This window comes from Escherichia sp. E10V5 (assembly GCF_004212315.1).
Lineage (GTDB): Bacteria > Pseudomonadota > Gammaproteobacteria > Enterobacterales > Enterobacteriaceae > Escherichia.
Genome location: NZ_RHJM01000052.1, coordinates 1 through 1,429, shown reverse-complemented (window position 1 = coordinate 1,429; position 1,429 = coordinate 1). Strand labels below are relative to the sequence as shown.

Here is a 1,429-nt window from a genome sequence, read left to right as displayed (position 1 = left end):
CAATGCCGTTCACTTAAGCGGAGCGGTGCTGCGTTTCACCGGATAACGGGTTTTTGATATCTTAACTGCCCTCGGCCTTGATGGTCGGGGGCGTTTTGTTATGAACACAGCTTCCAGAGCACCCCGCAGATGCTCCAGTCGTTTCGGGATAGTCCCCGGTGATGCCGTATTTCCCAGCACTATCATTTCTGTCGCGATAAACTGGAACGCGAACTTAAAGCTGATTTCTGACGCCGCTTTTTTGTGTTTCTCAGCCGCTTTTGTTGCCTCACGCCGTATCAGGTTGTAAGCCAGCAACATGCCCCACACCTCCTGCTCCAGCAACTCAACCTTACGGCTTCTCAGCACCAGGGCATTGTTCAGTAGGCTGCTTTTCAGGTTTCTGAACCCGACTTCGATTTCCCATCGTGAATGGTAAAGTTCCGCCACCTCTTTTGCTTTGTAGCGGTCTGCCGGGAGTGATGTCAGCACCATTTTCTCCACACCGTTCACCTCATAAGTCACCGCCCGGGCGTACCAGAACTCTGGCAGTGCAGGATTTTTTTTCCTCGCCTGCAGTGATACCTTCAGTTTCAGAAGCCTGTCTCCGGGACCGTAACTTTCTTCTGTTTCTGCCGCGATATTCTTCCACGCAGGCAGTAGCCAGTGGCGGTTACAACCCTGCCGGTTCAGCGTCAGCAGCAGGTCTGCGCTGTAAAAGAGCTTGTCAAACAGTGTAACGGAGTTATCCGGGATGGTGGCGAGCATGGAGTGGGCCAGCACGGTTTCGCTCCGCCGGTAAGGCGCGGTCACGGCATTCAGCAGAACGTGACTTCCCAGATTCATTAATGCCACCAGACGCATAACCGGGTAGGCGCTCTGCCGCTCAGTGGATGTGTTGGCAGAGCCATAATATTCACGCAACTCAGGTTCATCAGGTGTCCTGAACTGTGCGCCATCAATGGCAAAAAGTTGCAGGCCGTGCCAGTCATCCTTCAGGTAACGTTCCGCGCCCCATGTCTGTGCGGTCTGGCGGAAGAGCCATTCCACCGGGGCGGCCCCCACGCGCTGACGCGCCTGGGTGACAGCGCTGCGGGCCAGCAGGTTCATCCCCGCTTCGCCATCCGCGCTCAGGTTCAGACGGCGAACCACATCGGTAATTGGCTCATTGCGGAAGAAGGCCATGGCCACCACCATCCAGATAACCATGTCTCCCGGTAAACGACGGCGGCGCACGGTCGCATAAGCAGAAAGCGTCAGGCAGTGCTGTATCCACTCGACGGGAAGGTGCTCTGCAAACAGTTGTGCAGAGGGCGGTGGCATAAGCGGATGGTCACTGAAATCGAGCAGATCATTGAGAAGTGGCATAAGAAAACGGCTCCCTGTTGTGGAAGCCGTTATAGTGCCGCAGTTTAAGGATCGGTCAACCGATCCTTAACTGATCGGCATT

Annotated in this window: 1 protein-coding gene; it reads right to left on the bottom strand. The window is 55.3% G+C overall.

Translation table 11 applies throughout. The annotated features are described in order from the left end of the window. Nucleotides 1-9: 9 nt before the first annotated feature. Complete coding sequence (locus D9738_RS24315) at nucleotides 10-1,347, bottom strand: IS4 family transposase (RefSeq protein WP_130261385.1); 1,338 nt, start codon at nucleotides 1,345-1,347, stop codon at nucleotides 10-12. Nucleotides 1,348-1,429: the final 82 nt, after the last annotated feature.

Excerpts from the sequence above, each read along its gene's own strand:
- D9738_RS24315 (WP_130261385.1), bottom strand. The coding sequence starts at position 1,347 with ATGCCACTTCTCAATGATCTGCTCGATTTCAGTGACCATCCGCTTATG.